The organism is Streptomyces sp. NPDC028991, from assembly GCF_055564775.1.
Window position 1 is genome coordinate 14,853 of record NZ_JBVHVP010000016.1, and the last position, 25,278, is coordinate 40,130.

Consider the following 25,278-nt stretch of genomic DNA (forward strand, 5'->3'; position numbering starts at 1 on the left):
TTGTCCAAGATCGGGCAACCCCGTCGACGTGGGGTGTCGGCGGGACGAAGTAGTCTTGAGCCCATGCCTGAAAGCCGTACCGTCGCACTCGTCACCCTTGGCTGCGCCCGTAACGAGGTGGACTCGGAGGAGCTCGCAGGCCGTCTGGAGGCGGACGGCTGGAAGCTCGTCGACGACGCCGAGGAAGCGGACGTCGCCGTCGTGAACACATGCGGCTTCGTCGAGGCCGCCAAGAAGGACTCCGTCGACGCCCTCCTGGAGGCCAACGATCTCAAGGGGCACGGCAGAACGCAGGCCGTGGTGGCGGTGGGCTGCATGGCCGAGCGGTACGGCAAGGAGCTCGCCGAGGCCCTTCCCGAGGCCGATGGAGTCCTCGGCTTCGACGACTACACCGACATCTCCGACCGTCTGCAGACCATCCTGAACGGCGGCATCCACGCCGCCCACACCCCCCGCGACCGGCGCAAGCTGCTGCCGATCAGCCCCGCCGAGCGCCAGGAGGCCGGTGCCTCCGTCGCCCTGCCGGGGCACGGCCCGACCGACCTCCCCGAGGGCGTCGCCCCGGCCTCCGGGCCCCGCGCGCCCCTGCGCCGCCGCCTCGACGGCTCCCCGGTCGCCTCCGTGAAGCTGGCCTCCGGCTGCGACCGGCGCTGCTCCTTCTGCGCCATCCCCTCGTTCCGCGGCTCCTTCATCTCGCGCCGCCCGAGCGACGTGCTGAACGAGACGCGGTGGCTGGCCGAGCAGGGCGTCAAGGAGATCATGCTGGTCTCCGAGAACAACACCTCCTACGGCAAGGACCTCGGCGACATCCGTCTGCTGGAGTCCCTGCTGCCGAACCTCGCCGACGTCGACGGCATCGAGCGGGTACGCGTCAGCTACCTCCAGCCGGCCGAGATGCGCCCCGGCCTCATCGACGTACTGACCTCCACCCCGAAGGTGATGCCCTACTTCGACCTGTCCTTCCAGCACTCCGCGCCGAACGTGCTGCGCGCGATGCGCCGCTTCGGCGACACCGACCGCTTCCTGGAGCTGCTGGACACCATCCGGAGCAAGGCCCCCGAGGCCGGCGTGCGCTCCAACTTCATCGTGGGCTTCCCCGGCGAGTCCGAGTCCGACCTCGCCGAGCTGGAGCGCTTCCTGAACAACGCGCGGCTCGACGCCATCGGCGTCTTCGGGTACTCCGACGAGGAGGGCACCGAGGCGGCGACCTACGGCGACAAGCTGGACGAGGACGTCGTCGCCGAGCGGCTGGCACGTGTGTCCCGCCTGGCCGAGGAACTCGTCTCGCAGCGGGCCGAAGAGCGCGTCGGCGCGACCGTGCGCGTGCTCGTCGAGTCCGTGGAGCCCGCCGGCGAGGGGGACGGCGTGCGCGGCCGCGCGGAGCACCAGGCGCCGGAGACGGACGGCCAGGTGCTGCTCACGAGCGGCGAAGGCCTGAGTGTCGGTCGTATGGTCGACGCGAAGGTGGTCGGTACGGAGGGTGTCGACCTGGTGGCCGAACCGCTGCCGGGATCGCCCGAGTGGAGTGAGGAGGCCGGCAGATGACCGGAGTCCCGGCGTCCGCGGCGGGCGGCTCCTCGGGTGCGCGCAGGACCGGCCCGCGTGGCGCCACCGGCGCGGCGCAGGAACCGGCGAAGCGTACGTCTTCGGGAGGCACGGCGGAGCGGGGCGCGGCGGACAGGGGCGCGGCCGGGCGGGGTGCGACGGAGCGGGGCACGGCCGAGCGGGGTGCGACCGAGGGCGGTGCCGCCGGGCGCGGCGGCAAGATCGCGGCCGCCGCCGTCAACCAGGCGAGCGTCTGGAACGTCGCCAATCTGCTGACGATGCTCCGGCTGCTCCTCGTGCCGGCCTTCGTCGCGCTGATGCTGGGCAACGGCGGGTACGACCCGGCCTGGCGCTCGTTCGCCTGGGCGGCCTTCGCCGTCGCCATGATCACCGACCTCTTCGACGGCCACCTGGCGCGCGCCTACAACCTCGTCACCGACTTCGGGAAGATCGCCGACCCCATCGCCGACAAGGCGATCATGGGGGCGGCGCTCGTCTGTCTGTCCGCGCTGGGTGATCTGCCGTGGTGGGTGACGGCCGTCATCCTCGGCCGGGAACTCGGGATCACCGTGCTGCGTTTCGTGGTCATCAGGTACGGCGTCATCCCCGCGAGCCGCGGCGGAAAGCTCAAGACCCTCACCCAGGGCATCGCCGTCGGCATGTACGTCCTGGCGCTGACGGGGCCCCTGGCCACCCTGAGGTTCTGGGTGATGGCGGCGGCGGTCGTCCTGACCGTGGCGACCGGCCTGGACTATGTGAAGCAGGCCATTGTGCTGCGCCGCCGGGGAATCGCCGAGCGCAGAGCGGCGTTGAAGGAGACGGAAGCTTGAGTTCCACGGCCGCCGACGTGGTGCGACTACTCACGGTCAAGGGCGAGACCCTCGCGGTCGCCGAGTCACTGACCGGTGGAATGGTGGCCGCCGCGATCACGGCGGTCCCCGGGGCGTCCAAAGCCTTCCGGGGATCCGTGACCGCCTACGCCACGGAGCTGAAGCGGGAGCTGCTCGGCGTCGACGCCGAGGTGCTCGCGGCGCGTGGAGCGGTGGATCCGCAGGTCGCCGCCCAGATGGCGGCAGGCGTACGCAAGGCGTTGGGTGCCGACTGGGGCATCGCGACGACGGGCGTCGCCGGCCCGGATCCACAGGACGGAAAGCCCGTCGGCACGGTCTTCGTGGCCGTCGACGGGCCCTTCGGAGCAGACGACCCTTCCGCCTCTGGCGGAAAAGTGGAGGCGCTGCGGTTGAACGGCGACCGCGCGGAAATTCGTATGGAGAGTGTACGGAGCGTACTCGCACTCCTTTTGAGGGAGCTTGCGGGCGAACAGACCGGGAATGAGCGGGCACAGGATACGGAACGGAACGGGGGGTTTTGATGTTTGCAGCCCTGAGTGAACACGACATCGCTCCCCGCACGGCCGCGGCGCGAGGCGGTACGGTGGGGCGTGAAGGATGCGGTTACACGGTCCGAGGAGGGAGCCACCGATGATTCTGCTCCGTCGCCTGCTGGGTGACGTGCTGCGTCGGCAGCGCCAACGCCAGGGCCGTACTCTGCGCGAAGTCTCCTCGTCCGCCCGAGTCTCACTCGGCTATCTCTCCGAGGTGGAGCGGGGGCAGAAGGAGGCTTCTTCCGAGCTGCTCTCCGCCATCTGCGACGCGCTGGACGTACGGATGTCCGAGCTCATGCGGGAAGTCAGCGACGAACTCGCCCTCGCCGAGCTGGCCCAGTCCGCTGCGGCCACGCCCAGCGAGACCGTGCCGGCACCGGTGCGCCCGATGCTGGGTTCCGTGTCGGTGACCGGTGTGCCACCGGAACGGGTGACCATCAAGGCGCCCGCCGAGGCAGTGGACGTCGTCGCCGCCTGAGCGTCGAGAGCGTGTGTGAGGCCCCGGCCGGGGCTTCTCCGGGAAGTTCCGGAGAGGTGCGGTCGGGGTTTTTGCGTACGCGGGTGGGTTCTCGCGCCGGTGGTGGCGGGTGCCGACGGTGGGTTCGCCCGGTTTGCCGGTCCCCGGTGGTGCGGTCATCGTGGAGGGACATGGCCGGGGGACCGACCGACGGAGGTGTGGATGTACGTCGTGAAGAGCCCGTTGTCCGACGCGAACCTGAAGACCGTCTCCGAGGCGTTGCAAGGCGCCCTCGTCGACCTGGTGGACCTGTCCCTGGTGGCGAAGCAGATTCACTGGAACGTGGTAGGTCCGCGCTTCCGTTCCGTACACCTCCAGCTCGACGAACTCGTCGGCACCGCACGCACGCACTCCGACACCGTGGCGGAGCGTGCCTCGGCGCTCGGCGTGTCACCGGACGGGCGCGCCGCGACGGTGGCCGTCGGCAGCGGCATCGGCGTGACTCCGGAAGGGTGGGTCGACGACACCACCGCGGTACAGACGATCGTGGACGCCCTGGGCGCGGTGATCGGGCGGATGCGGGAGCGGATCATCGCGACCGGGGACCCGGATCCGGTGAGCCAGGACATTTTCATCCAGGTCACGGCTGATCTGGAGAAGCAGCACTGGATGTTCCAAGCCGAAAACGGATGAGGCGCGCATGGCGTCGGCGCGGACTGCTCGCCGGGCGGCCGCGCTGAGGCTCGGTGCGCTGGGACTCGGTGCGCTGTGGTGGTGGGCCGTGCTGCGTCTGGCGCTGGTGCCCGGCGCGGGGGCGCTCGAAGGAGCGGTCGCGGTCGGCGGCTGGGGGCTGAGTGTGCTGCCGGTGCACTGTGCGCCCAGGCGCCGGGCCGCGGGGGGCCTGGGCATGGGGCGGTGGCGGCGCGCCCTGCGCGGGTCCGGGGGCGACTCGTCCTCGGCGCGGCCGCGGTCGGCGGTGGGACCCGGCCCGTCGGGCCCGTCCGGCCCGTCCGGCCCGTCCGGTGCGTCGGGCGTGGGCGGCGTGGGGCCGTGACGTGACAGTCGGCCGGCGGTGCCCTACAGCGAGCGGTGCTTTACAACGGGACGTGCACCGACTAACCTACAACCAAATGGTTGTAGATGGATTTTCCGAAGTGGCCGAAGAGAGCGTGGACCGCTTGTTCCACGCCCTGGCCGACACGACGCGTCGCGACATCCTGCGTCGCTGTCTACGGGACGACCTGTCGGTGTCGCGACTCGCCGAGGCCTATCCGATGAGCTTCGCCGCCGTGCAGAAACACGTGACGGTTCTGGAGCGGGCCGGTCTGGTGGCCAAGCGGCGCCGCGGACGGGAGCAGCTCGTGCGCACCGACCCCGACGCCGTGGGCCGGGCGCGGCAGGCACTGGACGAACTGGAGACGGCCTGGCGCGGCCGGGTGGAGCGGATGTCCCACCTGCTCGCCCAGGAGGCGGAACCCGAAACGCACGACCCGACGGAAGGACAGATCTGATGAGTGTCACCAGCTTGGACAAGGATCTCGACAACCTGACCCTCACCCTGGTCGCCGACTTCTCCGCGCCCGTCGAGCGGGTGTGGCAGCTGTGGTCCGACCCGCGGCAGCTGGAGCGCTGGTGGGGCCCGCCGACCTATCCGGCGACGGTGGAGGAGCACGACCTGACGCCCGGAGGCGACGTCAGGTACTTCATGACCGGCCCGGAGGGGGACAAGCACCGCGGGTGGTGGCGGATCACCTCGGTCGACGCGCCGACGACCCTGGAGTTCACCGACGGATTCGCCGACGCGGCCGGCAGGCCGAGCGCCGACATGCCGACGACCTCGACCCGGGTGACGCTCACCGAGCGGGACGGCGGCACCCGCATGGAGATGCACTCTGCCTTCGACACCCGGGAACAGATGGACCAGCTCATGAAGATGGGCATGGAGGAGGGACTGCGCGAGGCGGTCGGCCAGATGGACGGCCTGCTCGCCGGCTGAGGTCACTGGCTGAGACCTTGGCTTGGGCCTTTGGCTGAGCTCGTCGGCTGAGCTCAGCCACTCGGCTCGTTCGGCCGCATCAGCCCGGCCCGCGCCGCGGCCCGCCACCGGCAAGGCCGCCCGGGTGCGGCGCCGGACCGGGCTGACAGGTCGGGCACCAGTACGTGGGGCGCTCGCGGGAACCGTCGCCCTGGTTCGCCACGCGGACCGACGTGCCGCAGCGCAGACAGGGGCGGGGTGCGCGGCCGTACACGAACAGATCCTGGCCGCGCAGGGCCGTCGTACGGCGGACCGGGCGGTCACGGTTGGCTTCCAGGAGCCTCTTCGCGAGTGCGGGCAGCTTCACGGACTGCGCGGCCGGCAGATCCCCGACGGGGAGCCAGGGAGTGACGCCGAGCAGGAAGCAGAGCTCGCACTTGTAGACGTTGCCGATACCGGCGAGGTTGCGCTGGTCGAGCAGGGCTTCACCGAGCGGGCGGGCGGGTTCCGCGCGCAGATTGGCCATAGCCTGCTCCGGGTCCCAGTCCGGACCCAGCAGGTCCGGGCCGAGGTGACCGACGGCGCGCGCCTCGTCGGCGGTGCGGAGCAGTCCCAGCACCGGCAGGCGGTAGCCGACCGCCGTACGGTCGGCCGTCCCGAGGATCACTCGGATCTGGTGCGCCGGGCCGCCGCTCCAGCGCTGACCGGCCGCGAACACTTTCCAGGACCCGTCCATCCGCAGGTGCGAGTGCACCGTCAGGCCGCCCTCGACCCGGGTGAGCAGGTGCTTGCCGCGTGAGGTCACGTCCAGGACCGTACGGCCGGTGAGGTCGGCCGTGGCGTACCGGGGCACGCGGAAGTCGCTGCGGGTGAGCACCTTGCCCGCGAGGGCGTCGTGCAGCCGTCGTGCCGCCTGCCAGACCGTGTCTCCTTCGGGCATGGGTCAAGGGTGACAGGCTCAGGCTCTGATGCGCAGGCCGCGCGGGGTGGCGATGAATCCCGCTTCCTCCAGGAGAGGGCCGAACGGAGATGTCAGGGCCGCCGCGCCGTTGACCCGCTCCACCGTGACCGTGCCGAGGGAACCGGCGAGGGCGGCCGAGGCGAGTGCCTCCGCGGCCGCCCGCAGACGGGGGTCGTCGGTGGGCGGGCCGTCCGAGTCGGAGGGCCAGAGCAGGAGCGTCTTGCCGCCGCGCTCCATGTAGAGCGCGGGCTCGCCCTCGACGAGTACCACCAGGGAGCCCGCCTTGCGGCCCGGCTTGTGCGTGGCACCGGCCGGGGGCTCGGGCCAGCCGAGGGCCGCGCCGTAGGCGTTGGCGGGATCGGCGGCGGGCAGGACGACGGCCCGTGGGCCGGTGGCGGGGCGGCCGCGACGGCCGGGGAATCCGGTGTCGTACGAGCCGCGCGGCCCGCCGAAGCCGCCGTGCGCGCCGCCGCCGCGCGGCCCGCCGGCACCCGGTTCGGCGAAGTCCCGGGGGGAGATGTAGTCGCCCCGGGAGTGCGGAAGGTGCTGAGGGGGTGCGAAGACGTCGCCGGGTGGGTCCGGGGCGCCGGCGTCACCGTAATCGCCGGACGGGAAGTCGTCGAAGGGGAAGTCGTCGAAGGGGAAGCCGCCGGAGGCCAGGTCACCTGGGCTGCCGGAGCCGTCGGGCGAGGAGCGGATCTCGGGGCCGCCGCCGCTGGAGACCGGCCGCGCCGGCGGACCCTCGCCGCGCTCCCGGGCGTTCGAGACCGCGCGCAACCGGTCCACGGCACCCTCCATGGCGAACTGCGCCGCGCCCAGCCCCTCCACGACATAGCCGCGCCGGGCCTGTCCGCTCTCCTCGAAGGCGGCCAGGATGCGGTACACCGCGGAGAAGCCGCCCTCCACGCCCTCGGCGGCGACGGCGCCGCGGGTCACCACGCCGTGCCGGTCCAGGAGCGTGCGGGCCAGGGCGTGCGCGCGCACCGTGGCGTCGGCCTCGCGGGGCGGGAGCAGGGACCAGCGGCCCGCGACGGTCGGCGGGCCGGTGCGGGAGGCGGGGCGGGCGGCGGCCGTCAGCGAGCCGTAGCGTCCGCGTGGCACCGCGCGCTTGGCGCGGTGGGCGGTGGAGCCCGCGGGGCGGCCGGAGCCCAGCAGGGAGCGCAGGGGCGCGAGGGTGTCGTTCGTCAGGCGTCCGGACCAGGCCAGGTCCCACAGGGCGTCGGCCAGCTGCGGATCGGTGACGTCCGGGTGGGTGGTGGCGCGGACCTGGTCGGCGATCTGCCGGAAGAACAGGCCGTACCCGCCCGAGAGGGTGCTCAGGACGGACTCGTGGAGGGCGGTCGTCTCCAGGGGATGCGGTGGGGGCAGGAGCAGCGGGGCCGCGTCCGCCAGATAGAGGGAGACCCAGCCGTCCTTCCCCGGGAGCGAACCCGCTCCCGCCCACACCACCTCACCGGCGGCCGTGAGCTCGTCCAGCATCGCCGGGCTGTAGTTCGCCACCCGGGAGGGCAGGACCAGTTTCTCCAGGGCGGAGGCGGGCACGGAGGCGCCCTGCAACTGCTCGACCGCGCGGACCAGGCCGTCGATGCCGCGCAGCGCGTGCCCCTTGCCGATGTGCTGCCACTGGGGGAGAAACTGGCCGAGCGCGGCCGGCGGCACCGGCTCCAGCTCGTGCCGCAGCGCGGCCAGGGAACGGCGGCGCAGCCGGCGCAGGACGGTCGCGTCGCACCACTCCTGGCCGATGCCCGCCGGATGGAACTCGCCCTGCACGACCCGGCCCGCCGCCGCGAGCCGCTGCAGGGCGCCTTCGGTGACCGCGACGCCCAGGCCGAAGCGGGCCGACGCGGTGACCGACGTGAAGGGGCCGCGGGTGCGGGCGTGGCGGGCGAGGAGGTCGCCGAGGGGGTCCTTGACCGGCTCGGTGAAGGCCTCGGGCACGCCCACGGGCAACGCCGTGCCCAGCGCGTCGCGTAGCCGGCCCGCGTCCTCGATCGCCGCCCAGTGGTCGGCGCCGGCGATGCGCACCCTGATCGCGCGACGGGCGGCGGCCAGCTCCTGGGCCCACTGCGGCTCGGCGCCCCGCTCGGCCAGCTCGGCGTCCGTGAGCGGGCCGAGCAGCCGCAGCAGGTCCGCGACGCCCTCCGGGTCCTTGACGCGGCGGTCCTCGGTCAGCCACTGCAGCTCGCGCTCCAGCTCGGTGAGCACCTCCGCGTCGAGCAGCTCACGCAGCTCCGCCTGCCCGAGCAGCTCGGCCAGCAGCCGCGAGTCCAGGGAGAGGGCCGCGGCACGGCGCTCGGCGAGCGGCGAGTCGCCTTCGTACAGGAACTGGGCGACGTACCCGAAGAGCAGTGAGCGGGCGAACGGGGACGGTTCCGGGGTGGTGACCTCGACCAGGCGCACCCTGCGCGACTCCAGGTCGCCCATCAGCTCGGCCAGGCCGGGCACGTCGAAGACGTCCTGGAGGCACTCGCGGACGGCCTCCAGGACGATCGGGAACGAGCCGTACTCGCTCGCCACCTCGAGCAGCTGCGCGGCGCGCTGGCGCTGCTGCCACAGGGGGGTGCGCTTGCCGGGACTGCGCCGCGGCAGCAGCAGCGCGCGGGCGGCGCACTCGCGGAATCGGGACGCGAACAGGGCCGAACCGCCCACCTGGTCGGTGACGACCCGGTCGACCTCGCCCTTGTCGAAGACGACGTCGGCCGCGCCGACGGGCGCCTGCTCGGCGTCGTACTCCAGCCCTGGCTTCGACGGTTCCTGGTCGAGCAGGCCCAGGCTCATCAGGTCGGCGTCCGGCAGGCGCAGCACGATGCCGTCGTCGGCGTGCATGACCTGGGCGTCCATGCCGTACCGCTCGGACAGGCGGGCACCGAGCGCGAGTGCCCAGGGGGCGTGGACCTGGGCGCCGAAGGGCGAGTGGACGACGACCCGCCAGTCGCCCAGCTCGTCGCGGAAGCGCTCCACGACGATGGTGCGGTCGTCGGGGACGTGTCCGCAGGCCTCCCGCTGCTCGTCGAGGTAGGACAGGACGTTGTCCGCCGCCCAGGCGTCCAGGCCCGCGGTGACCAGGCGCAGCCGGGCGTCCTCCTTGGTGAGGGAACCCACCTCGCGCAGGAACGCGCCCAGTGCGCGGCCCAGCTCCAGCGGGCGGCCCAGCTGGTCGCCCTTCCAGAACGGCAGTCGGCCGGGCACGCCCGGTGCGGGAGAGACCAGGACCCGGTCGCGGGTGATGTCCTCGATCCGCCAGGAGCTGGTGCCGAGCGTGAAGACGTCCCCGACGCGTGACTCGTAGACCATCTCCTCGTCGAGCTCGCCGACCCGGCCGCCGCCCTTCTTCGGGTCGGCCCCGGCCAGAAAGACCCCGAAGAGCCCGCGGTCGGGGATCGTGCCGCCCGAGGTGACGGCCAGCCGCTGCGCCCCCGGCCGGCCGGTGACCGTGCCGGCGACCCGGTCCCACACCACGCGGGGGCGCAGCTCGGCGAAGGCGTCGGACGGATAGCGGCCCGCGAGCATGTCCAGGACGGCCGTGAACGCCGACTCCGGCAGCGAGGCGAAGGGGGCGGCACGGCGGACGGTGGCGAGGAGGTCGTCGACTTGCCAGGTGTCCAGCGCGGTCATCGCGACGATCTGCTGGGCCAGGACGTCCAGCGGGTTGGCGGGGACCCGGAGTGCTTCGATAGCGCCGCTGCGCATCCGCTCGGTGACCACGGCCGCCTGGACCAGGTCGCCGCGGTATTTGGGGAAGACCACGCCCGTGGAGACCGCGCCCACCTGGTGTCCCGCGCGGCCGACGCGCTGGAGGCCGGAGGCGACGGAGGGCGGTGACTCGACCTGGACCACCAGGTCGACGGCGCCCATGTCGATGCCCAGCTCCAGACTGGACGTGGCCACCACCGCGGGCAGGCGGCCCGCCTTGAGGTCCTCCTCGACGAGGGCGCGCTGCTCCTTGGAGACCGAGCCGTGGTGGGCACGGGCGATCACCGCGGGGGCGCCATGGGCGGCTCCGGAACCGCCCATGAGTTCCGCGGGGGAGTGGTGCTCGTCCAGGGGCTCGCCGGTCGCCCGTTCGTACGCGATCTCGTTGAGCCTGTTGCACAGGCGCTCGGCCAGGCGCCGGGAGTTGGCGAAGACGATCGTGGAGCGGTGCGACTGGACGAGGTCGGTGATCCGCTCCTCGACGTGCGGCCAGATCGACGGGCGCTCCGCGCCCTCGTTGCCGTCCGCGACCGGGGAGCCGCCCAGTTCGCCCAGGTCCTCGACCGGTACGACGACGGACAGGTCGAACTCCTTGCCCGAGTCCGGCTGGACGATCTCGACCTTGCCGCGGGGCGCGAGGAACCGGGCGACCTCGTCCACCGGACGGACCGTCGCCGACAGGCCGATGCGACGGGCCGGCTTCGGCAGCAGCTCGTCCAGTCGCTCCAGGGTGAGCGCGAGATGGGCGCCGCGCTTGGTGCCCGCGACCGCGTGCACCTCGTCCAGGATCACGGTCTCGATGCCGGTCAGCGCCTCGCGCGTGGCCGACGTCAGCATCAGGAACAGGGACTCCGGGGTGGTGATCAGGATGTCCGGCGGGCGGGTGGACAGGGCGCGGCGCTCCGCGGCGGGGGTGTCCCCGGAGCGGATGCCGACCTTGACCTCGGGCTCGGACAGGCCGAGGCGTACGGATTCCTGGCGGATGCCGGTCAGCGGGCTGCGGAGATTGCGCTCGACATCGACGGCGAGGGCCTTGAGCGGGGAGACGTACAGGACGCGGCAGCGCTTCTTGGGGTCGGCGGGCGGGGGCGTCGAGGCCAGCTGGTCCAAGGCGGCGAGGAAGGCGGCCAGCGTCTTGCCGGAGCCGGTGGGGGCCACCACCAGCACGTCCGAGCCCTCGGAGATGGCCTGCCACGCGCCCGCCTGGGCGGCGGTGGGCGCGGAGAAGGCCCCCGTGAACCAACCGCGGGTCGCGGGGGAGAAGCCGTCCAGGGCTCGGTGTGCGGAGCTGACCATGGATCCATCGTGCACCCGAGCACTGACAATCGGCCTGAGCTGGACATATGCCGGAGGGCCGCTCCGGCACCGCGAAGCCGTGACGGAGAATCGGGGTATGGCGGCATCGGGCGAACGGGCACGGCACTGGCGGTACGCGGAGCTGCCCGACGTCGATCTCCTGCGAGCCCAGTACATACGGAAGACCTTCGTACGCCACACACACGAGCACTTCGTCATCGCCGCCATCGCCGACGGAGTGGAGATCTTCCACCACGGCGGGAGCGATCAGTACGCCGGTGCGGGATCGCTCGCCCTGGTCAACCCGGACACACCGCACACGGGCCGGGCCGGAGTGCCGGAGGGGTGGCGGTACGGGGCCGTCTACCCGGCGCCCGAGCTCGTGGCCGGCATCGCGGCGGAGACGACCACGCTGCGCGGGACTCCGGGGTTCGTCCGGCCGGTGCTCGACGATCCCTACGCGGTCGATCTCGTGCACCGCGTGCTGCGGGCAGCCGACGAGGGAAACGCGCTCGCCGCCGACACCCTGCTGAGGGTGGCCGTGACCCGGCTCCTGCGGCTGAACGGCGGCCCGCTGCCGCGGCGGGAGGTGCGGACGGCCGGAACCCGGGTCGCGGCACGCGCGCGTGCCGCGCTGGAGGAGCGGATGGCCGACCCGCCGAGTCTGGAGCGGCTCGCCGGGGAGCTCGGGAGCAGCCCCTTCGCGCTGTTGCGCGCCTTTCGGGACGCCTACGGAATGCCGCCCCACACCTGGCTGACGGACGCCCGGGTGCGCCGGGCCCGGCGACTGCTGGACGTCGGCACCACGCCTTCCGAGGCCGCCGTCGCCGTGGGGTTCACCGACCAGCCGCACCTGAACCGGCACTTCGCGAGGATCGTGGGCGTGCCGCCCGGCGCCTACCAGCGGGAGCGCAAGAACGTACAAGACGCGCGGCGGCGGCTTCTCCTACCGTCCGAGGCGTGACAGAACAGACAGCCGTTCCCGGCACGGACACCGTGGAAGACAAACCGGACGCCGCCGTCGTACGGGACGCCCTCGGAGTCGGAGTCGCCGTCGGGCTCTCCGGATTCGCCTTCGGGGTGACCTCCGCCGGCAGCGGACTGACCCTCATGCAGACGAGCGCCCTCAGCCTCCTGGTGTTCACCGGCGCCTCCCAGTTCGCACTCGTGGGGGCGCTCGCGGCGGGCGGCAACCCGCTCACCGCCGCGGCGGGGGCCTTCTTCCTGGGCGTGCGCAACGCCTTCTACGGGCTGCGGCTGTCGCAGTTGCTGGCCCTCCCGCGCGCGGTGCGGCCGTTCGCCGCCCAGTGGGTCATCGACGAGACGACGGCCGTGGCCCTCGCACAGCCCACGCGGCGCGGCGTCCGGATCGGGTTCACCGTCACCGGACTCACCCTCTACCTGCTGTGGAACCTCACCACGCTGGTCGGCGCGCTGGGCGCGGAGGCCATCGGGGACACCGACGCCTGGGGGCTCGACGCGGCCGGCCCCGCGGTCTTCCTGGCGCTGCTCGCGCCGATGCTGAAGACCACCACCGAGCGTGCGGTCGCCGCCCTGGCCGTCCTCCTGGGGCTCGGCCTGCTGCCCGTGCTGCCCGCCGACGTGCCCGTCCTGGTGGCCGCGCTGGCGGCACCGCTCGTCCTGTGGGCGCGAGGACGTCGCGGCAGCGGTGCTGCCGGGCGATCCGCGCGGGAGGGGGAACGTTGAGCGTCTGGATCGCCATCGGTGTGACCGCGGTCGGCTGCTACGCCGTCAAGCTCCTCGGACTGCTGGTGCCCGCGGGCGCCCTGGAGCGGCCCCTGGTCCGGCGGCTCGCCGCCCTGCTGCCCGTCGCCCTCCTCGCCGCGCTCACCGCCCAGCAGACGTTCGCCGACGGGCAGGCACTCGTGCTGGACGCGCGGGCCGCTGGGGTCGCCGCGGCCGCCGTCGCACTGGTGCTGCGCGCGCCCTTCCTGCTCGTCGTCGCGGCGGCCGTGGTGGTGACGGCCGGTGTACGGGCCATGGGCGGCTGAACCGGGTCAGCCGACCGGGCGGCCGTACGCGCGGAGCGTACGCAACGCGTCGAGTGTCACCCGCGGGCGCGCCTCCAAGGCGGGGGCGGGCGCCCACCGGCGCCAGCGGACGGGCCAGCCGCCGTCGTCCTCCTGTTCGGCCGAGAGGAGGTCGAGCGAGCGGGCCATCTCGTCGTCCGTGAACCACGCGCGCGCGAGGGAGTGCGGGTGCCTCGCGTAGTCGTGGGGGAAGTGGTGTTCGCCCGGGGCATAGCCGGGGGAGACCGGGTACGCCCCGAGGTCGTCCGGGTCCAGCACCGCGAGGCGCTGCTCGCGCACCAGACGGCCCAGCCGGTCGGCCGCCGCCTCCGCGCGCGGGCGGTCGGGGGCGGCGTCCAGGAAGGCCACGGCGGCCTCGGCCTCGTACGGGTGGGAGCTCCCCAGCGACTCGACCGCCTGCCAGCAGAAGTCCGTGGCCCGGAACAGCCAGGCGTGCCAGACCTCGTTGCGGTGCAGCAGGCCGACCACGGGACCGGTGGCCAGGAGCTCGCCGGGCGGGTCGTCCACGACCGGCACGAAGGGCGCGGTCGGAAACCCCAGCTGACTGGGATGAACCGCCGGCAGGGCACCGTCCGCCGTGGACACGGAGGTCAGGTAGCGGCACATCCGCTCCACGCGCTGTCCGCCGCAGCGCCCGACGGCGTCCAGGACGCGCAGGGCGTGCGCGGTGTGCAGCGGCTGGCTGACCGGGCCGCGCAGATCGGGCTCCAGCGCGTGGCCGTACCCGCCGTCCTCGTTGCGGTAGGCGTCCAGTGCGGTCTCCACCGGCCCGGCGTCGCCGCCGCGGAAGTGGTACGCGAAGAGGCGCTGCTCCAGTACGCGCGCGGTGAGCCACACGAAGCGCTCCGCGCGCGCGAGCGGGGAACGCGCAGCGGGAGCCGGGGGTGACGGGGGGAGTGGGGAAGCTCCGTTTTCGGCCATGGTCAGACCGTAGGACCTGAAGCGGCCCCGGCACCCGGTCCCGGCACAGGGCCCACTCTCAGGGGCGGGATACTGGAGTCATGCGGTTGACGGTCTTCTGGGAGCGGATGACGGACCACTTCGGTCCGGGCTACGCCGACACCTTCGCACGCGATCACGTGATGGCGGAGCTGGGCGGGCGTACGGTGCACGGTGCGCTGGACGCCGGATGGGACGCGAAGGACGTGTGGCGGGTGGTCTGCACCGTCATGAACGTGCCGAGGGAACGGCGTTGACAGGTCACGAAGATCCCCGGGCGGGACTCAGCTGTCGGTGGCGTGGGCGAGACTTGGTCCGTGGCACCCACTGACGAGACCGGGCAGGCGCCCCGGCAAGCATCCCCGACCGGCACGGCGCCGCCCACCGGTCCCCCGGCCGACGACACAGCCGGGCCGAGTGCCGGCATGCCGCGCTGGCTGCCGCGCGCCATGGTGCTGGCCCTTGCGCTGATCGCGGTCTTCCAGCTCGGCAGCTGGGCCTTCCACGAGCTCACCGGCCTGCTGATCAACATCCTGATCGCGTTCTTCCTGGCCCTCGCCATCGAACCCGCGGTGAGCTGGATGGCCGGGCGCGGTCTGCGTCGCGGGCTGGCGACCTTTCTCGTCTTCCTCGCCGTGCTGGTCGCCGCCGCGGGGTTCGTCACGCTGCTCGGCTCGATGCTCGCGGGCCAGATCATCAAGATGGTCGAGGACTTCCCGGAGTACCTCGACTCCGTCATCAACTGGGTCAACAGCCACTTCCACACCGAGCTGCGACGCGTCGACATCCAGGAGGGGCTGCTCCGTTCTGACTGGCTGCGCAACTACGTGCAGAACAGCGCCACCGGTGTCCTGGACGTGTCGGCCCAGGTCCTCGGCGGCCTCTTCCAGATGCTGACGGTCCTGCTGTTCTCGTTCTACTTCGCCGCCGACGGTCCGCGGCTGCGGCGCGCGCTCTGTTCCGTTCTGCCGCCCGCCCGGCAGGCCGAGGTCCTGCGCGCGTGGGAGATCGCCGTGGACAAGACCGGCGGTTACCTGTATTCGCGCGGTCTGATGGCGCTGATCTCCGGCATAGCGCACTACATCCTGCTGGAGATCCTCGAGGTGCCCTACGCCCCCGCGCTCGCCGTGTGGGTGGGCCTGGTGTCGCAGTTCATCCCCACCATCGGCACCTATCTCGCGGGCGCCCTGCCCATGCTGATCGCCTTCACGGTCAACCCCTGGTACGCGCTGTGGGTACTGATCTTCGTGGTGATCTACCAGCAGTTCGAGAACTACGTGCTGCAGCCCAAGCTGACGTCCAAGACCGTGGACATCCATCCGGCGGTCGCCTTCGGCTCGGTCGTCGCGGGCGCCGCCCTGCTGGGCGCCGTCGGCGCGCTGATCGCGATCCCGGCGATCGCCACGCTGCAGGCGTTCCTCGGGGCGTACGTCAGGCGTTACGACGTCACGGACGATCCGCGTGTCCACGGACGCCGCAACCGCCGGTCCGGGCCCGGGGCACCGACACGCCTGCGGAAACTGTGGGCCCGGCGACCGGATCCGGGACACCCGGGTACGCAGGGCACCGCAGACGGCGGCGCCCCCTGAGGCCGCCTCGGTACGACAGGTCGCCCACGGGGCCGGCGGGTAGGGCCCTGCGGGCGGTGCGGACGTTCCGCACGTTCTGCATGGGGCAAGCCTGGGCGGGGCCCGTCCAGGCCCTCGCCGTCCGGCCGGAGGCCCGGCCCTGCGCTGGAGGGGGCGGCCGGCTGTCGGGCCAGGGACGGTGGCAGGGCGCGGGGGGTCAGCCTTGAGGCTCCTGCGGCTTGGCGTCGACCTCCCGCAGGTTCCGGTCCTTGAACTCGGAGCGGGTCTCCGTGCGGTGGCCGCGGGCGATGTAGTCCCGGACCACCGCCTCGACGGCGTCCTGGGGCGAGCCGATGCCCGCCAGGACCATCGCTTCCACCACCAGTTCGGCGTCGAGACTGATGTTGACCTTGGCCATGTTGTCCCCTCCTCCGCGTCGCGTCGCACTCTAGCCACCCGGCCTCCGGCCCGGCAGACGTAGGCTCGGAGGTGCCGCGGGTACGCTTGACACGAAAATCGAACATCCATTCTCATGGAGGTTCTGGCGAGGCTCGTGACGGGTGATTCGAGTGGGTTTGGGCGGAGAAATGCCCGAGTTATCCACAGGCCGGACCCGCATCAGGGTGGATTGTCAGTGGCAGGCATTAGCGTCTTTGACGTGAAGCGATCGAATCAAGCAAACCGGGTGGAACCCATGGCAGGAACCGACCGCGAGAAGGCCCTGGACGCCGCGCTCGCACAGATTGAACGGCAGTTCGGCAAGGGCGCGGTCATGCGCATGGGTGACCGGTCGAAGGAGCCCATCGAGGTCATCCCGACCGGGTCGACCGCGCTCGACGTGGCCCTCGGTGTCGGCGGCCTGCCGCGCGGCCGCGTCATCGAGGTCTACGGCCCCGAGTCCTCGGGAAAGACGACCCTGACCCTGCATGCGGTGGCGAACGCGCAGAAGGCCGGCGGCCAGGTCGCGTTCGTGGACGCGGAGCACGCCCTCGACCCCGAGTACGCGCAGAAGCTCGGCGTCGACATCGACAACCTGATCCTGTCCCAGCCGGACAACGGTGAGCAGGCCCTGGAGATCGTGGACATGCTGGTCCGCTCCGGCGCCCTCGACCTCATCGTCATCGACTCCGTCGCAGCCCTCGTGCCGCGCGCGGAGATCGAGGGCGAGATGGGTGACAGCCACGTCGGTCTGCAGGCCCGCCTGATGAGCCAGGCCCTGCGGAAGATCACCAGCGCGCTCAACCAGTCCAAGACCACCGCGATCTTCATCAACCAGCTTCGCGAGAAGATCGGCGTGATGTTCGGCTCCCCGGAAACCACGACCGGTGGCCGGGCGCTGAAGTTCTACGCCTCGGTGCGACTCGACATCCGGCGCATCGAGACGCTGAAGGACGGCACCGACGCGGTCGGCAACCGCACCCGCGTCAAGGTCGTCAAGAACAAGGTCGCGCCGCCCTTCAAGCAGGCCGAGTTCGACATCCTCTACGGCCAGGGCATCAGCCGCGAGGGCGGCCTGATCGACATGGGCGTGGAGCACGGCTTCGTCCGCAAGGCCGGCGCCTGGTACACGTACGAGGGCGACCAGCTCGGCCAGGGCAAGGAGAACGCGCGCAACTTCCTGAAGGACAATCCCGACCTGGCCAACGAGATCGAGAAGAAGATCAAGGAGAAGCTGGGCGTCGGCGTACGTCCCGAGGAGCCGGTCAGCGAGCCGGACGCCGCCGCCTCCGCCGCCCCGGCCGACGCCGTCCCGGCAGTGCCCGCCCCCGCGACCGCCAAGGCCACCAAGTCCAAGGCCGCGGCAGCCAAGAGCTGACCCGTGACACGACGAACCGACTGGGCCGAGTACACCTACCCGGACGCCGCCTCGCGAGAGCGCGAGCGGGGAAGACCGGGTGACGACGGCTCCGTCGGCACGGACGACGGCGCGTACGGGGCTGCGGCCCCGTACGAGACGGACCTGTCCGCCGTCACGGACGGCGCCGCCGACCCCTTCGCGTCGTACGGCGCCGAGGAACCGTACGACGCCGGCCCACCCGGTGACGGTGGGGCGCGCCGCGGTGGCGGCGGGACGCGTGGCGGAGCCCGGCGGGGTCGGGGGTCGGGCGGCGGGCGCGGGCGACGGCGCGAGCGTGCGGAGTCGTCCGCCGAGGACGGAGGTGCCACTTCCTCGTCGAGGGCCGAGAAGGGGGAGCCTCCGCGGGACCCGGTCGAGCAGGCACGGGCGATCTGCCTGCGCCTGCTCACCGGGACCCCGCGCACCCGCAAGCAACTCGCCGACGCCCTGCGCAAGCGGGAGATCCCCGACGAGGCCGCCGATGAAGTGCTGTCCAGGTTCGAGGAGGTCGGCCTGATCAACGACAGCGCCTTCGCGGAGGCCTGGGTGGAATCCCGCCACCACGGCCGCGGGCTGGCCCGGCGCGCCCTCGCCAGGGAACTGCGGACCAAGGGCGTCGACGCCGCGCTCATCGACGAGGCGGTCTCGCAGCTGGACTCCGAGCAGGAGGAGGAGACCGCGCGCGAACTGGTCGCCCGCAAGCTTCGCGCCACCCGGGGCCTCGACCGCGACAAGAGGCTGCGCCGCCTCGCGGGCATGCTGGCCCGCAAGGGCTACCCCGAGGGCATGGCCCTGCGGGTGGTCCGCCAGGCGCTGGAGCAGGAGGGCGAGGACACGGAGTTCCTCGGCGACGGGGAGTTCTGACCCGAGTCGCACCGGGCCTGACCGGCGCGCCGGGGAAGGCACACGGACCGGCGAAACGGCGCCCGCCCCGAACGGCGAGGACCACGCACGATTTCCTCGCGCTCCCGGAAGGGCGGACACCTCGCGTTCCCACATGGGTGAACACCTGGTGCTCCTGGGAGGGTGAACACCTTCCGTACGGATGCACCGTCTGCGTCATCGCGCGGGCTGTCCGAGCCGTGAGCACCGAGCGCGTCGCCGCCCCCTGGAGGACCGGCCGGCGGACGGACCCGCAGGCCTCTCCACACCTCCCTCCCGGTTGCGGGGTACGGGCTGGGGCACGGGCTTACGAAACGGCCACCGGCAGTCCCGCCGCCCGCCACGCCTGGAATCCGCCGATCAGATCGGTGGCCCGGTGCAGCCCCAGGCGCTGCAGGGACTCAGCCGCCAGGGTGGAGGCGTAGCCCTCGTCGCACACCACGACGACGCGCAGGTCATGGCCCGTGGCCTCGGGGAGACGGTGGCTGCCCTGCGGGTCCAGGCGCCACTCCAGCTCGTTGCGCTCGATCACCAGGGCGCCGGGGATCACGCCGTCCCGGTCCCGCAGGGCGGCGTAACGGATGTCCACCAGCAGCGCCGTACCGGCACCGGCGGCGTCGTGAGCCGCACGCGGCTCGATGCGGCGGTGACCGCTGCGCACCCGCTCCAGCAGAGCGTCGATTCCGGTCGGCTCGCTCACTGCCAGTCCTCCGGGCGCTCGACCTGCTCCAGGCGCAGGGTCTGCCCGCTGCGGCTGTAGCGGCGGATCTGTGGCAGGGGCGGGTAGTAGGCGTGCACGGAGACCGCGTGCCGGTCGGGCGACTCGTTCAGCACCTCGTGCACATGGTGTCGGCCGAAGGCGCGTCCCTTGCCGGTGGGCAACCGGCGTTCCCGGTCCACGCCGTCGGAGAGTTCCAGGGTTTTCCAGCCGTCGGTGGGCAGCCGGGCGGCGAGTGAGTTCTCCGTGAGCTCACCCGCGGCGGTCACGAAGGCGCCCGCGGACTCGGCGTGGTCGTGCCAGCCGGTGCCCGTGCCGGGCGGCCAGCCGATCAACCAGGCCTCGCTGCCGCCCGGCCCGGCCAGCCGGATCCAGGTACGGCCCTGCGGGTCGAGCGGGAGGGAGGCGACCAGTTCGGCGTCGGCGGCCGTACGTCGTACGAAGTCGAGGAGTTCGGCCTGGGCCGGAGCGGCCGGGGCCGAGGAGGCGGGAGAGGTGGGGGAGGAGACAGACACGGGCACCGTCCTGGGAGTTTCGCGAAGGAGCGCGCGGCGGCAAGAGGAATGGGCGCGCGCGAAGAAAGTGATGCGAAGTCAGCAGGACGGGCGACACACGCAGCCCGCATAGCGGACGAAGTCCATATGGACCCTCCGCCACAGGCGCACACGGGTGTCGGTCACGATCCGGAGTAGACCATGACGGTGTCGGCCGGTCAACTCACCGTCACCATCTGGACAGCGGCCGGCGACGCCGGTGGCCACGAGCCACCGGCGTCGCCGGGACGGCCGGTCAGCGGGACCCGGCCGCGGCTCCCGCCTCCGCCTCCGCGGGCTCCGTGGCCGCCGTCGTCGCCCCGCCCACCGCCGCCTCCGCCGCCGCGTACAGGTCGGCCGGGCGCACCCCGCTCAGCGCTGTGACGAGGTGACCGTCGGGGCGCACCAGGAGCACCGTGTGGGCGGCGGCACCCGGGTAGCTCTCGGCGACCAGCAGCTCGGCGTGATGGGGCAGCGCCGTCACCGCTGCCGCCAGCCGGGGCATGACACCGGCGGTCACCCAGTGCTTGCGGTCCCACACACCGGTGCCCGGCGCGATCAGCACCACCAGCAGTGCCCCGCGCCCGAGCCGGTCGCGCAGCCTCACGAACGTGCCGTCCTCCGCGGTGACCCGCACATCGGTGACGGGCGCCCCGGGCGGTGTGCCGACGGCCACCTCTCCGGCCAGGGGCTCGGGCGCGATGGGCGAGTCGGCGTAGGCGCCCGGCGCGCCGAGCGCTCCGCGCCCCAGGTGGCCGTCCGCGAGCAGCGCGTCGTTGCCGCGGGCCGAGCCGGGGACGTAGGCACGCAGGCCTCCGCCGCCGCGCAGCAGCGGCAGTACCTGGTCGGCGGCGCGCAGTCGTGCGGCGATCGCGGCGCGCCGCTCCTGCTGGTAGCTGTCGAGCAGTGCCTCGCGCGGCCCGTGATGCCAGGCCAGGGCGAGTTTCCAGGCGAGGTTGTCGGCGTCCCGCAGTCCCTCGTCGAGGCCCTGCGTGCCCAGGGCACCCAGCAGGTGCGCCGCGTCCCCGGCCAGCAGCACGCGGCCCACCCGCCAGCGGCGGGCCAGCCGGTGGTGGACCGTGTGGACTCCGGTGTCGAGGAGTTCGTATGACGGGGCCGGCCCGTCGGCCCAGCCGGTGAGGGTCTCGCGGACCCGGTTCACCAGCAGCTCGGGCGTGACCAGGTCCTTGCCGGGAGGCAGCAGCCAGTCCAGGCGCCACACGCCGTCCGGCAGGGGCCGGCCGACGACCTCGCCGGCCGACGGACCGGACGTACGCCACGGGGGCATCCGGTGGAGCAACGCCTCGTCGCTCCACGGAAGTTCCGTACGCAGTGCGGCGACGGCGTATCGTTCCACCGCCGTACGGCCGGGGAAGCGGATGTCCTGGAGCTTGCGTACGGTCGAGCGGGGGCCGTCGCAGCCGACGAGGTAGCTGCCGCGCCACCAGGTGCCGCCGGGGCCGCGGGTGTGGGCGGTGACGCCCGAGGACTCCTGTTCGATGCCGTCCAGGCGGCTGTCCACCGCGATCCTGACGAGCGGCTCGCGGGCCAGAGCGGTGCGCAGGACGCCGGTCAGCTCGTGCTGGGCGATGTGCAGCGGCGCCGGGTCGGTGTCGCCGAAAACGACCTCGCGCGTCACCTGCTTGCGCCGCATCGACCGCCATCCGGCCCAACGGAAACCCAGTCCCGTCAACGGTGTGCCGGTCAGCCGTTCGACGAGGGCGACGGCGTCCTGGCCCAGGACGACGGTGCGCGCGGGGCGTGGTTCGTCCTTGCCCGGTCCTTCGTCGAGAACGACACACGGCACCTCCTGCCGCGCCAGCGCCAGGGCGAGCGTGAGCCCGACGGGCCCCGCTCCGGTGGTGATCACCGGGTCCACGGCGCGACGCCCCCTGCCCGTGGCGGTGTCCCGGGGGACGTGGGTGAACAGGACGTTGGGGCGGGGTGCACGGTCACAGAACGTATGCAACCTATTGCCGCTGCTTGCGTCAAGTGACGGAGGCAGTGGCGATCATGCCACTGCCTCCGTTGATGGTCATATGAGGTGACCGAGTGTCAGGTGTGTCAGGCCGGGCCGCCGGCTCCGGTCCCGGCTGCCTCGGCGTCGTCCGCCTTGAGCACCGCACCGCTCGACTTCTTCGCCCGACGCAGTCGGCGCTCCAGCCAGCTCGCGAAGCTCGTGAGGGAGAAGTTGAGCGCGATGAAGAGAACGGCGATGACGGTGAAGCTCGCGATGATGTTGGCGCCGTAGTAGGCACTCATCGTGTTGGCGGAGGCGAGCAGTTCGGGGAAGGTCAGGACCGCGCCGCCGAGAGCCGTGTCCTTGAGGATCACGACGAGCTGGCTGACGATGGCCGGGAGCATCGCGGTGACCGCCTGTGGCAGCAGGATCAGCCGCATCGACTGCCCCTTGCGCAGTCCGATCGCCATCGCGCCTTCGGCCTGGCTCTTGGGCAGTGCCAGGATGCCGGCCCGCACGATCTCCGCGAGGACGGCGGCGTTGTACAGGACCAGACCCGTGACGACCGCGTACAGCGGACGGTCGTCCGAGCTGACGTTGGTGTACTCGGCGAACAGGGCGAGGCCGAAGATCATCAGAACCAGCACGGGGATGGACCGGAAGAACTCCACCACGATCCCGACCGGGACCCGTACCCACGCGTGGTCCGACAGCCGGGCGATGCCCAGCACGGCACCGAGCGGCAGGGCGATGACCATCGCGAGAGCCGCTGCCTTCAGAGTGTTCTGCAGACCCGGCCAGATGTACGTCGACCAGGGCTCGCCGCTGGTGAAGAACATCCGCCACTTCGCCCAGTCGAGCTGGCCCTTCTCGTCGAGGGCCTGGTAGACCCACCACAGCAGGGCCACGACGGCGACCAGGAAGACGGCTGTGAACAGGATGTTGCGCCGCTTGGCGCGCGGACCCTGCGCGTCGTAGAGAACGGAGCTCATCGCTTCACCGCCACCTTCTTGCCCACCCAGCCGAGAATCAGGCCGGTCGGCAGCGTCAGAACCACGAAGCCGAACGCGATGACCGCGGAGATCAGCAGCAGCTGCGCCTCGTTCTCGATCATGTCCTTCATCAGTGCCGCCGCTTCGGCGACACCGATGGCCGCGGCCACCGTGGTGTTCTTGATGAGCGCGATCAGTACGTTCGCCAGGGGGCCGACGGTGGACCGGAACGCCTGTGGCAGCACCACCAGACGAAGCACCTGGCCGAAGCTGAGCCCGATCGCCCGGGCCGCCTCCGCCTGGCCGACGGGCACCGTGTTGATGCCGGAGCGCAGCGCCTCACACACGAAGGCCGAGGTGTAGAGGATCAGACCCAGGACGGCGAGCCGGAAGTTGATCGTCTCGAAATCACCGCCGCCGAGCTTGACTCCCAGGGTCTGGTTCAGACCGAGGGACGCGAACAAGATGATCACGGTCAGCGGGATGTTCCGCACGGTGTTCACGTACGCGGTCCCGAGGCCGCGCATCAACGGCACCGGGCCGACGCGCATGGCGGCCAGTACGGTGCCCCAGATCAGGGAGCCGACGGCCGAGAGCACAGCGAGCTGCACTGTCGTCCAGAAGGCTCCCAGCAGGTCGTAATCCTGAAGAAAGTCGAACACGATCTCCCGCGCTTCCGCGTGTAGGGATGCCCGCCCCGGTGCGCCGCCCCTTCCGGAGGGCGGCGCACCCTGTCAGGCCCGGCTTCAGCTCTTGACGTCGCCGATCTTCGGCGCGGGCTCGTTCTCGTAGTTGGCCGGACCGAAGTTGTCCTTGACGGCCGTCTCCCAGGCGCCGTCGGAGACCATGGCCTCGAGCGCGTCGTCGATCTTGGCCTTGAGGTCGCTGCCCTTCTTGACGCCGATGCCGTAGTTCTCGTTGGTCATCTTGAAGCCGCCGAGCTTGAACTTGCCCTTGAACTGCGACTGGGCGGCGTAACCGGCGAGGATCGAGTCGTCCGTGGTCAGCGCGTCGATGGCACCGGTCTGCAGGCCGTTCAGGCAGGCGGAGTACGTCGGGTACTTCTGCAGCTGGGCCTTGAGGCCGAGCTTGTCGTTGACGTTCTGCGCCGAGGTCGAGCCGGTGACCGAGCAGAGTTTCTTGCCGTTGAGGTCCTCCGGCTTCTTGATGGAATCGTCGTCGGCGCGCAGCAGCACGTCCTGGTGGGCGAGCAGGTACGGGCCGGCGAAGTCGACCTTCTCCTGGCGCTTCGGGGTGATCGAGTACGTGGCGGCGATGAAGTCGACGTCGCCGCGCTGCAGCATGGTCTCGCGGTCGGCGCTCTTCGACTCCTTCCACTCGATCTGGTCCTCGGTGTAACCGAGCTTCTTGGCGACGTACGTGGCGACGTCCACGTCGAAGCCCTCGTAGCCGTCCGGGGTCTTCTGGCCGAGGCCCGGCTGGTCGAACTTGATGCCGATGGTGATCTTCTTGTCGCCACCGGAGGAGCCGCTGTCGTTTCCGTCGTCCGAGCCGCACGCGGTGGCGGTCAGGGCGAGAGCGAACACGGTGGCCGAGGCGGCGGTGACCTTGCGGAGCTTCATGGTGAACATCCTTTGGCTGTGATCGAACTGCGATCGGACGATCAGAGGATCAGGCGATCGGATGCGGCCGACGGGGGTGGGCCGCCAGGGCGGACGACGTGGGACGCCGGAGCCGCGCCGGAAGTGTCAGTGGTGCAGGATCTTCGACAGGAAGTCCTTGGCACGGTCGCTGCGCGGGTTGCTGAAGAACTGCTCCGGCGTGGCCTCTTCGACGATGCGGCCGTCCGCCATGAACACCACGCGGTTGGCCGCCGACCGGGCGAAGCCCATCTCGTGCGTGACGACGACCATGGTCATGCCCTCGCGGGCGAGCTGCTTCATGACCTCCAGCACCTCGTTGATCATCTCGGGGTCGAGAGCCGACGTCGGCTCGTCGAAGAGCATGACCTTCGGGTCCATGGCCAGCGCCCGCGCGATGGCGACGCGCTGCTGCTGACCACCGGAGAGCTGCGCGGGGTACTTGTCCGCCTGGGCGCTCACGCCGACGCGGTCGAGCAGGGCGCGGGCCTTCTCCTCGGCCTTCTTGGCGTCGACCTTGCGGACCTTGATCTGGCCCAGGGTGACGTTCTCGAGCACGGTCTTGTGCGCGAAGAGATTGAAGGACTGGAAAACCATGCCGACGTCGGCCCGCAGCCTGGCGAGCTCCTTGCCCTCGGCGGGGAGGGGCTTGCCGTCGATCGCGATCGATCCTGAGTCGATGGTCTCCAGGCGGTTGATGGTGCGGCACAGGGTGGACTTACCGGACCCGGAGGGTCCGATGACCACGACAACCTCGCCGCGGGTGATCGTCAGGTCGATGTCCTGGAGCACGTGCAACGCGCCGAAGTGCTTGTTGACACTCTTCAGGACGACCAGTTCGCCGGTCGCGGCCACATCTTCCTTGGCCACCGATACTTCGGTCATC

Annotated in this window: 27 protein-coding genes; 15 read left to right on the forward strand and 12 right to left on the reverse strand. The window is 71.8% G+C overall.

The genetic code is table 11. The features are described from left to right. Window positions 1-63 precede the first annotated feature (63 nt). The 8 genes from rimO to ACZ4V1_RS26520 all read left to right on the forward strand — a co-directional run bounded on the left by rimO (window position 64) and on the right by ACZ4V1_RS26520 (window position 5,382). Complete coding sequence (gene rimO, locus ACZ4V1_RS26485; RefSeq protein WP_468340388.1) at window positions 64-1,545, forward strand: 30S ribosomal protein S12 methylthiotransferase RimO; 1,482 nt, start codon at window positions 64-66, stop codon at window positions 1,543-1,545. Continuing rightward, window positions 1,542-2,375, forward strand: coding sequence for a CDP-diacylglycerol--glycerol-3-phosphate 3-phosphatidyltransferase (gene pgsA / locus ACZ4V1_RS26490; protein WP_468340391.1), 834 nt, complete (start codon window positions 1,542-1,544; stop codon window positions 2,373-2,375). Before rimO ends, pgsA begins: the two co-directional genes overlap by 4 nt. Beyond that, entirely contained in the window at window positions 2,372-2,917 is a 546-nt protein-coding gene (locus tag ACZ4V1_RS26495; protein ID WP_468340394.1) for a CinA family protein, read from the forward strand. Before pgsA ends, ACZ4V1_RS26495 begins: the two co-directional genes overlap by 4 nt. 109 nt (window positions 2,918-3,026) lie before the next feature. Beyond that, window positions 3,027-3,407: a helix-turn-helix domain-containing protein gene (locus ACZ4V1_RS26500; protein ID WP_007387871.1), complete on the forward strand. Its 381-nt coding sequence runs from the start codon at window positions 3,027-3,029 to the stop codon at window positions 3,405-3,407. A gap of 201 nt (window positions 3,408-3,608) precedes the next feature. Then, window positions 3,609-4,079, forward strand: a complete 471-nt coding sequence (locus tag ACZ4V1_RS26505) for a Dps family protein (protein ID WP_468340397.1) — start codon at window positions 3,609-3,611, stop codon at window positions 4,077-4,079. A 7-nt stretch (window positions 4,080-4,086) separates the two neighbouring features. After that, on the forward strand, window positions 4,087-4,440 hold the full coding sequence (locus ACZ4V1_RS26510) for a hypothetical protein (protein ID WP_468340400.1): 354 nt from the start codon (window positions 4,087-4,089) through the stop codon (window positions 4,438-4,440). 76 nt (window positions 4,441-4,516) lie between these two features. Further along, window positions 4,517-4,897 (forward strand): ArsR/SmtB family transcription factor, encoded by a 381-nt coding sequence (locus ACZ4V1_RS26515; RefSeq protein ID WP_468340402.1) that lies wholly within the window; start codon window positions 4,517-4,519, stop codon window positions 4,895-4,897. Further along, entirely contained in the window at window positions 4,897-5,382 is a 486-nt protein-coding gene (locus tag ACZ4V1_RS26520; RefSeq protein ID WP_468340405.1) for an SRPBCC family protein, read from the forward strand. Before ACZ4V1_RS26515 ends, ACZ4V1_RS26520 begins: the two co-directional genes overlap by 1 nt. Window positions 5,383-5,461: 79 nt before the next feature. Here ACZ4V1_RS26520 and ACZ4V1_RS26525 read toward each other — a convergent pair whose 3' ends face one another. Continuing rightward, window positions 5,462-6,301: an Fpg/Nei family DNA glycosylase gene (locus ACZ4V1_RS26525; protein ID WP_468340408.1), complete on the reverse strand. Its 840-nt coding sequence runs from the start codon at window positions 6,299-6,301 to the stop codon at window positions 5,462-5,464. Window positions 6,302-6,319: 18 nt separating this feature from the next. Next, the gene (locus ACZ4V1_RS26530; protein WP_468340410.1) at window positions 6,320-11,311 is read right to left on the reverse strand and encodes an ATP-dependent helicase; all 4,992 of its coding nucleotides are present in this window, start codon (window positions 11,309-11,311) and stop codon (window positions 6,320-6,322) included. A 97-nt stretch (window positions 11,312-11,408) separates the two neighbouring features. On the opposite strand from ACZ4V1_RS26530, the gene ACZ4V1_RS26535 reads away from it, so the two are divergent. The 3 genes from ACZ4V1_RS26535 to ACZ4V1_RS26545 are packed head-to-tail and all read left to right on the forward strand — an operon-like array spanning window position 11,409 to window position 13,323. After that, a complete protein-coding gene (locus tag ACZ4V1_RS26535; RefSeq protein WP_468340413.1) occupies window positions 11,409-12,275 on the forward strand; it encodes an AraC family transcriptional regulator in 867 nt (288 codons plus the stop codon). Beyond that, window positions 12,272-13,018 carry an AzlC family ABC transporter permease gene (locus ACZ4V1_RS26540; protein ID WP_468340416.1) on the forward strand — a complete coding sequence of 249 codons (747 nt, stop codon included), beginning with the start codon at window positions 12,272-12,274 and terminating at the stop codon, window positions 13,016-13,018. Before ACZ4V1_RS26535 ends, ACZ4V1_RS26540 begins: the two co-directional genes overlap by 4 nt. Continuing rightward, window positions 13,015-13,323 (forward strand): AzlD domain-containing protein, encoded by a 309-nt coding sequence (locus ACZ4V1_RS26545; protein WP_210962765.1) that lies wholly within the window; start codon window positions 13,015-13,017, stop codon window positions 13,321-13,323. Before ACZ4V1_RS26540 ends, ACZ4V1_RS26545 begins: the two co-directional genes overlap by 4 nt. Before the next feature lie 6 nt (window positions 13,324-13,329). Here ACZ4V1_RS26545 and ACZ4V1_RS26550 read toward each other — a convergent pair whose 3' ends face one another. Beyond that, complete coding sequence (locus ACZ4V1_RS26550; protein WP_468340419.1) at window positions 13,330-14,283, reverse strand: hypothetical protein; 954 nt, start codon at window positions 14,281-14,283, stop codon at window positions 13,330-13,332. Between the two features lie 80 nt (window positions 14,284-14,363). On the opposite strand from ACZ4V1_RS26550, the gene ACZ4V1_RS26555 reads away from it, so the two are divergent. Both ACZ4V1_RS26555 and ACZ4V1_RS26560 read left to right on the forward strand, forming a co-directional pair. Then, window positions 14,364-14,558 (forward strand): DUF3046 domain-containing protein, encoded by a 195-nt coding sequence (locus tag ACZ4V1_RS26555; RefSeq protein ID WP_468340422.1) that lies wholly within the window; start codon window positions 14,364-14,366, stop codon window positions 14,556-14,558. 60 nt (window positions 14,559-14,618) lie between these two features. Beyond that, window positions 14,619-15,890, forward strand: a complete 1,272-nt coding sequence (locus ACZ4V1_RS26560; protein ID WP_468340424.1) for an AI-2E family transporter — start codon at window positions 14,619-14,621, stop codon at window positions 15,888-15,890. Between the two features lie 196 nt (window positions 15,891-16,086). Here the strand turns inward: ACZ4V1_RS26560 and ACZ4V1_RS26565 are convergent, their stop codons facing one another. Continuing rightward, window positions 16,087-16,287, reverse strand: a complete 201-nt coding sequence (locus tag ACZ4V1_RS26565; RefSeq protein ID WP_468340427.1) for a type II toxin-antitoxin system VapB family antitoxin — start codon at window positions 16,285-16,287, stop codon at window positions 16,087-16,089. Between the two features lie 276 nt (window positions 16,288-16,563). On the opposite strand from ACZ4V1_RS26565, the gene recA reads away from it, so the two are divergent. Together recA and recX are read left to right on the forward strand one after the other, a co-directional pair. Then, the gene (gene recA, locus ACZ4V1_RS26570; RefSeq protein WP_468340429.1) at window positions 16,564-17,685 is read left to right on the forward strand and encodes a recombinase RecA; all 1,122 of its coding nucleotides are present in this window, start codon (window positions 16,564-16,566) and stop codon (window positions 17,683-17,685) included. Window positions 17,686-17,688: 3 nt separating this feature from the next. After that, on the forward strand, window positions 17,689-18,570 hold the full coding sequence (recX, locus tag ACZ4V1_RS26575) for a recombination regulator RecX (protein WP_468340432.1): 882 nt from the start codon (window positions 17,689-17,691) through the stop codon (window positions 18,568-18,570). Window positions 18,571-18,895: 325 nt separating this feature from the next. Here recX and ACZ4V1_RS26580 read toward each other — a convergent pair whose 3' ends face one another. From ACZ4V1_RS26580 to ACZ4V1_RS26615, 8 genes are all read right to left on the reverse strand, one after another. Then, entirely contained in the window at window positions 18,896-19,288 is a 393-nt protein-coding gene (locus ACZ4V1_RS26580) for a rhodanese-like domain-containing protein (protein WP_468340435.1), read from the reverse strand. Then, on the reverse strand, window positions 19,285-19,821 hold the full coding sequence (locus ACZ4V1_RS26585; RefSeq protein ID WP_468340437.1) for a cupin domain-containing protein: 537 nt from the start codon (window positions 19,819-19,821) through the stop codon (window positions 19,285-19,287). Before ACZ4V1_RS26585 ends, ACZ4V1_RS26580 begins: the two co-directional genes overlap by 4 nt. A gap of 78 nt (window positions 19,822-19,899) precedes the next feature. Then, entirely contained in the window at window positions 19,900-20,067 is a 168-nt protein-coding gene (locus ACZ4V1_RS26590; RefSeq protein WP_468340440.1) for a putative leader peptide, read from the reverse strand. A gap of 28 nt (window positions 20,068-20,095) precedes the next feature. After that, window positions 20,096-21,718: an FAD-dependent monooxygenase gene (locus tag ACZ4V1_RS26595; protein WP_468340443.1), complete on the reverse strand. Its 1,623-nt coding sequence runs from the start codon at window positions 21,716-21,718 to the stop codon at window positions 20,096-20,098. 185 nt (window positions 21,719-21,903) lie between these two features. Then, window positions 21,904-22,791 (reverse strand): amino acid ABC transporter permease, encoded by an 888-nt coding sequence (locus ACZ4V1_RS26600; RefSeq protein WP_468340446.1) that lies wholly within the window; start codon window positions 22,789-22,791, stop codon window positions 21,904-21,906. Continuing rightward, window positions 22,788-23,453, reverse strand: a complete 666-nt coding sequence (locus tag ACZ4V1_RS26605; protein ID WP_468340449.1) for an amino acid ABC transporter permease — start codon at window positions 23,451-23,453, stop codon at window positions 22,788-22,790. The genes ACZ4V1_RS26600 and ACZ4V1_RS26605 overlap by 4 nt, the downstream gene beginning before the upstream one ends. Window positions 23,454-23,537: 84 nt before the next feature. Continuing rightward, the gene (locus ACZ4V1_RS26610; RefSeq protein WP_468340452.1) at window positions 23,538-24,374 is read right to left on the reverse strand and encodes a glutamate ABC transporter substrate-binding protein; all 837 of its coding nucleotides are present in this window, start codon (window positions 24,372-24,374) and stop codon (window positions 23,538-23,540) included. Between the two features lie 126 nt (window positions 24,375-24,500). Then, the gene (locus tag ACZ4V1_RS26615; RefSeq protein ID WP_468340454.1) at window positions 24,501-25,277 is read right to left on the reverse strand and encodes an amino acid ABC transporter ATP-binding protein; all 777 of its coding nucleotides are present in this window, start codon (window positions 25,275-25,277) and stop codon (window positions 24,501-24,503) included. Window position 25,278 lies beyond the last annotated feature (1 nt).